We start from the raw sequence: 5,251 nt of genomic DNA, 5'->3' as shown, positions 1-5,251 counted from the left end.
CGTCAGGCGGGGGTGGGCAGTGACGCGCGGCGGGCGCGGACGGCGACGGCGAGCCGGTCGAGGACGTCGACGGTGGTGTCCCAGCCGATGCACGCATCGGTGATCGACTTGCCGTACTCCAGCTCCCGGGTCGGGTCGAGGTCCTGCCGGCCGGGCTGCAGGAAGGACTCCAGCATGATGCCGACGATGCCGCGTTGCCCGGCGGCGAGCTGGGCGGCCACGTCCGCCGCCACGAGCGGCTGGTTGCGGTGATCCTTGCCGCTGTTGGCGTGGCTGGCGTCTATCACCACCCGCTCGGGCAGCCCGGCGATCCGCAGCAGGTCCAGCGCGCCGGCCACCGACTCGGCGTCGTAGTTGGGCCGGCCGCCGCCACCGCGCAGCACCAGGTGGCCGTCGGCGTTGCCCCGGGTGTGCATGATCGCCGGGGTGCCGGAGAAGTCGATGCCGGGGAAGACGTGCGGCACGCCGGCCGCCCGGATCGCGTCCACGGCGGTACCGATGCTGCCGTCCGGGCGGTTCTTCATGCCGATCGGCATGGAGAGGCCGGAGGCGAGCTGGCGGTGCACCTGGCTCTCCACGGTGCGGGCGCCGATGGCCCCCCAGCCCACGGCGTCGGCGATGTACTGCGGGGTGATCGGGTCGAGGAACTCGCAACCGACCGGCAGGCCGACCCGGAGCACGTCCAGCAGGAGCGCGCGGGCCAGCCGCAGGCCGGTGTTCACGTCGCCCGAGCCGTCCAGCCGCGGGTCGTTGATCAGCCCCTTCCAGCCCACCGTCGAGCGGGGCTTCTCGAAGTAGACGCGCATCACGACGAGCAGGTCGTCGGCGAACCGGTCGGCCGCCTCGCGCAGCCGCCGGGCGTACTCCAGCGCGGCGACCGGGTCGTGCACCGAGCAGGGGCCGACCACCACCAGCAGGCGGTCGTCGGCACGGTCGAGCACCCGGCCGACGGCGCGCCGGCCGGCCAGTACGGCCGAGGCGAGCGTGTCGTCCAGGGGCAGCTCGTGGTGCAGCAGGGCGGGGGTGGTCAACGGCACGACGCGGTCGATCCGCTGGTCGCTGACCCGATCGGTCTCCGGGGTCGTCACGGTGGGCTTCCTTCCGCCGACCGTGCCCGGGGCCGGTGCCCGGGTCGAGCCGGCTGCTCGTACGCGAAGGGCAGGACCGTGAGGCCCTGCCCAGCCGGCTCGAAGAGGAGTGACGTCAGTTCATGGTGAAGTCACCGGCTCCTCCAGCCGGCTGCCTAAACCATCGATACGACCGCGTCACGGTGCACAGCGTACCCGACGGATCGCGCGGCGTTCACTCCGACGCCGGTGGCGTCCCACGCCGGTGGCGCGCGCGTGTCAACCGCCGGGCCGGGGTATGAGGGGTGCCATGACGAAGCGGAGCGAGCGAATCATTCGGCGCGGTGCGGGTGAGTCTCAGGCCGGTGCCGACCGGAGGGAGGCGGCGGCGTGAGCGACGAGCAGAGCGAGCTGGACCGCGTCGAGTCCCGGGCACACCTGCTGCCGGAGGAGAAGGCGGCGGGCAGCGACGACCCCGAGGCACAGGCCGAGGCCATCCTCACCGAGTCCGACGCCCGCGAGGACCGGAACGTGGCGCCCGACACGGTGCTGGAGCACCGGACGTCGGATCAGACGGTGACGCCGAGCGAACCGCCGGACTGAGCCTCGACCCCGCGCGCCAGGCGCGAACCCCGGTAGGAGTGCGCCCGGAGCCAGGCCAGCGCCCCGACCGTGCGCAGCCCGGCCGGCAGGTTCTCGATCGGGTCGAACGCCAGCGCGGCGTCCTGCCGGGCGCTGAGCTGGGTGCCGATGCTGACCTGGCCGAACGGCCGCCACGGCCCGACCGCGGACGCCGTCGCGAGCACCAGGCGCGGCTCGTCGGTCCGGGTGGCGGCGGCCGCCTCGTCGAGGCTGCGCCCCAGGTCCGCCGAGTCCGGGTCGGCCAGCGCGGCCAGCCAGAGCCGCCGGCCCCCGACGCGCAGGGGCACGACCGTGCTGTACGTCCCGGCGAACCGTCGACGGGGCAGCGGTACCGCCCGGAGCACCGGCGGTGCGGCGCTGGAGCTGACCAGCAGGTCCACCGGACGGGGCCCGTCGGTGTGCACCCGCACGGCCAGCCCGAGCACGTCCGGCCAGCGCCCCGGGGTCGGCGTGCCCTTCGAGAGGCGAATCGTCGCCGGGTAGCGACCCGGCTCGTCGAGAAAGGTGACGCCGGTCGGTGGGCCCGCCGTACCCCAGATCGTCACCTCGCCCGCGAACGACCGGCCTGCGGGGTGGAACAGCCGGGCCCCCCGCAGGCGGGTCAGCACAGCGGCGGCGCGGCAGACGGCGTCGCCCGCACGCTCCGCGAAGGCGGACGGGCGGGCGGTGGGCGCGGACATGCCCCTCCGGTACCCCGGCCCGGCCGGTCGATGCGCCCACCAGGCCCACCGGCCGGGCCGGAGGCGGCTCGCCCGGCGTCGTCGCGTCACGTTTCCGCCCCGGAGATCGGATAGCGTCGTCCCATGCCCGAGAGCGGTTACCCCTGGCCCATCGAGACGACCCGACTGGACAACGGCCTGCGCGTGGTGGTGAGCGAGGACCGCACCGCGCCGGCGGTCGCGGTGAATCTCTGGTACGACGTCGGTTCCCGGCACGAGCCGCAGGGGCAGACCGGCTTCGCCCACCTCTTCGAACACCTGATGTTCGAAGGCTCCCTGAACGTGGCGAAGACCGAGCACATGAAGCTCATCCAGGGCTCCGGCGGATCGCTCAACGCGACCACGAACCCGGACCGGACGAACTACTTCGAGACGGTGCCGGCCGAGCACCTGGAGCTGGCGCTCTGGCTCGAGGCGGACCGGATGGGCGGGCTGGTGCCGGCGCTGACCCAGGAGACGCTGGACAACCAGCGCGAGGTGGTCAAGAACGAGCGGCGGCAGCGCTACGAGAACGTGCCGTACGGCGACGCCTGGCTGCGGCTGCTGCCGCTGCTCTACCCGCCGGGGCACCCGTACCACCACGCGACGATCGGTTCGATGGCCGACCTGAACGCCGCCGACCTGGCCACCTTCCAGGAGTTCCACCGGACGTACTACGCGCCGAACAACGCCGTGCTCACGGTCGTCGGCGACACCACCGCCGCCGAGGTCTTCGAGCTGGCCGAGAAGTACTTCGGCGCCATCCCGCCGCGGGCGGAGATCCCGGCCGCGCCGGACGGCCGGACGGTGCCGGCCACCGGCCGGCCGGCCCGCGAGACGGTCACCACCAACGTGCCCGCCCCGCGGGTGTACGTGGCGCACCGCACCCACCCGTTCGGCAGCACCGGATACGACGTGCTCACCGTGCTCGCCACGGTGCTCGGCAGCGGTCGGGGCAGCCGCCTCTACCAGCGGCTCGCCGACGGCGAGCGGATCGCCCAGCCGGACCTCGTGGGCGCGTACGGGGTGGATCTGGCGCACGCGCCGGCGCCGCTGATCGCGACCGCGACGGCCCGCCCCGGAGTGGCCGCCGAGCGCCTGGCCGAAGGGCTGCACGCCGTGCTGGACGAGCTGACCACGGTGCCGGTCACCGCCACGGAGCTGGACCGGGCCAAGGCGTTGCTCAGCACCGCCTGGTGGCGTCAGATGTCGACGGTGGACGGTCGCGCCGACACGCTCGGCAGGTACGCCACCCAGGTCGGCGACCCGGCGAAGGCCGCTGAGCGCCTGCCGGCCTGGCTCGCGGTGACCGCCGAGCAGATCGCCGAGACCGCTGCCGAGGTGCTCGCCGCCGACGACCGGGTGACCCTGACCTACCTCGCCGAGGAGAAGCCATGACGCTGATCGCCACGCGCCCCGGGCCGGGTGCCGCCCGCCCTTACCGCTTCCCGCCGGTGGTCCGCCGCACCGTGGCCGGCGGCCGGGTCGTCGCCGCCCACCTGCCCGGGCAGAACCTCGCGGTCGCGCTGCTGCTGCTCGACGCCGGCGCCGAGCGGGAGCCGCTCGGCAAGGAGGGGCTCGGCGGGGTGCTCGCCAAGGCCCTGGAGGAGGGGACCGCCCAGCGGGACGCGGCCGCGTACGCGCTCGCCGTCGAGGGGCTCGGCACCGAGCTGGTGACCGGGCTGGACTGGGACTCGTTCCAGGTCAGCGTGCAGGTGCCGGTGGACCGGCTGGCCGCGGCCGTGGAGCTGCTCGCGGAGGCCGTGCGTACCCCTCGACTCGACCCCGCCGACGTGGCGCGGGTACGCGACGACGAGGCCACCGGGCTGCGGATGGACTGGGCCAACCCGGGGCCGAGGGCGGACGCGGCGCTGCGCGCCGACCTGTTCGGCGCGCAGAACCGGTGGGGCCGCCCGATGTACGGCGACCCGGATTCGGTCGCCGGTCTGGACGTCGAGGACGTGCGGGTCTTCCACTCGGAGTGGTTCCTCCGGCCCGGCACCCTCGTCGTCGCCGGTGACCTGGACCGGCTCGACCTGGACGCGCTCGGCGCGGCAGCCTTCGCCGGCACCGGCGGCGGCCCCGTCGAGCGGGGTGGTCCGGTCGAGGCGCCGTTGCGGGACGGGCGGCGGATCATCCTGGTGGACCGACCCGGCTCGGTGCAGTCCACGTTGCGGCTGGGACATCCGGCCCCGCACCGCGCTCACCCCGACCACGTGGCGATGACGCTGGCCGGCACCGTCCTCGGCGGCGCGTTCACGTCGCGGCTGAACCACCTGATCCGCGAGGTGCGCGGCTACACCTACGGGATCCGGGGCGACTTCGCCTCGTCGCGGCGGTTCGGGCGGTTCGGCGTCAGCTCCGGCGTGCAGACCGCGGTCACCGCCCCGGCGTTGGTCGAGGCGGTCGGTGAGATCTCCCGTACCCGCGGCGGCGGGGTGACGGAGGAGGAGCTGGCGGTGGCCCGCTCCTGGCGCGCCGGGCAGCTGTCGGTGGAGTTGCAGACCCCCCGGGCCATCGCCTCGGCCCTGACCACGCTGGTGGTGCACGACCTGCCGGACGACTACCACGCGCGGCTGCGGGAGGCGCTGCTCGCCGCCGATGTCGACCAGGTGAGCGCCGCGGCCGCCACGCACCTGCACCCGGATTCGCTCACCCTCGTGGTGGAGGGGGACGCCGCGGCGATCCGCGACGACCTCGCCGCCGCCGACCTGGCCGAGATCCTCCCGTAACCCCTCCGCCCCCGCCCTGCGCGAGGGCACTTTCCCGGAGAGTGGCCTCCCGTCGGGAGATGGCCACTCTCCGGGAAAGTGCTCCCTGGGGGCCCGGGGGTGTGATGTGGGT

Annotated in this window: 5 protein-coding genes; 3 read left to right on the top strand and 2 right to left on the bottom strand. The window is 74.6% G+C overall.

All coding sequences use genetic code 11. From position 1 onward, the window contains the following. Positions 1-2: 2 nt before the first annotated feature. Positions 3-1,088, bottom strand: coding sequence for a 3-deoxy-7-phosphoheptulonate synthase (locus tag E1211_RS30625; protein ID WP_132353486.1), 1,086 nt, complete (start codon positions 1,086-1,088; stop codon positions 3-5). Positions 1,089-1,457: 369 nt separating this feature from the next. Here E1211_RS30625 and E1211_RS30620 point away from each other — a divergent pair, with 369 nt between their 5' ends. Next, positions 1,458-1,670, top strand: a complete 213-nt coding sequence (locus E1211_RS30620) for a hypothetical protein (protein ID WP_132353484.1) — start codon at positions 1,458-1,460, stop codon at positions 1,668-1,670. On the opposite strand, the gene E1211_RS30615 is transcribed toward E1211_RS30620, so the two are convergent. Next, positions 1,637-2,389: a phosphodiesterase gene (locus tag E1211_RS30615; RefSeq protein ID WP_132353482.1), complete on the bottom strand. Its 753-nt coding sequence runs from the start codon at positions 2,387-2,389 to the stop codon at positions 1,637-1,639. The genes E1211_RS30620 and E1211_RS30615 overlap by 34 nt on opposite strands. A 123-nt stretch (positions 2,390-2,512) precedes the next feature. On the opposite strand from E1211_RS30615, the gene E1211_RS30610 reads away from it, so the two are divergent. Together E1211_RS30610 and E1211_RS30605 are read left to right on the top strand one after the other, a co-directional pair. Continuing rightward, the gene (locus E1211_RS30610; protein WP_132353480.1) at positions 2,513-3,805 is read left to right on the top strand and encodes a pitrilysin family protein; all 1,293 of its coding nucleotides are present in this window, start codon (positions 2,513-2,515) and stop codon (positions 3,803-3,805) included. Further along, positions 3,802-5,139: a pitrilysin family protein gene (locus E1211_RS30605; RefSeq protein WP_132353478.1), complete on the top strand. Its 1,338-nt coding sequence runs from the start codon at positions 3,802-3,804 to the stop codon at positions 5,137-5,139. The genes E1211_RS30610 and E1211_RS30605 overlap by 4 nt, the downstream gene beginning before the upstream one ends. Positions 5,140-5,251: the final 112 nt, after the last annotated feature.

This window comes from Micromonospora sp. 15K316 (genome assembly GCF_004348525.1).
GTDB lineage: Bacteria > Actinomycetota > Actinomycetes > Mycobacteriales > Micromonosporaceae > Micromonospora.
The sequence above is the reverse complement of the archived record's forward strand: the minus strand, read 5'-3'. Positions and strand labels throughout refer to the sequence as shown.

Excerpts from the sequence above, each read along its gene's own strand:
- E1211_RS30610 (WP_132353480.1), top strand. The coding sequence starts at position 2,513 with ATGCCCGAGAGCGGTTACCCCTGGCCCATCGAGACGACCCGACTGGAC.
- E1211_RS30605 (WP_132353478.1), top strand. The coding sequence starts at position 3,802 with ATGACGCTGATCGCCACGCGCCCCGGGCCGGGTGCCGCCCGCCCTTAC.
- E1211_RS30615 (WP_132353482.1), bottom strand. The coding sequence starts at position 2,389 with ATGTCCGCGCCCACCGCCCGCCCGTCCGCCTTCGCGGAGCGTGCGGGC.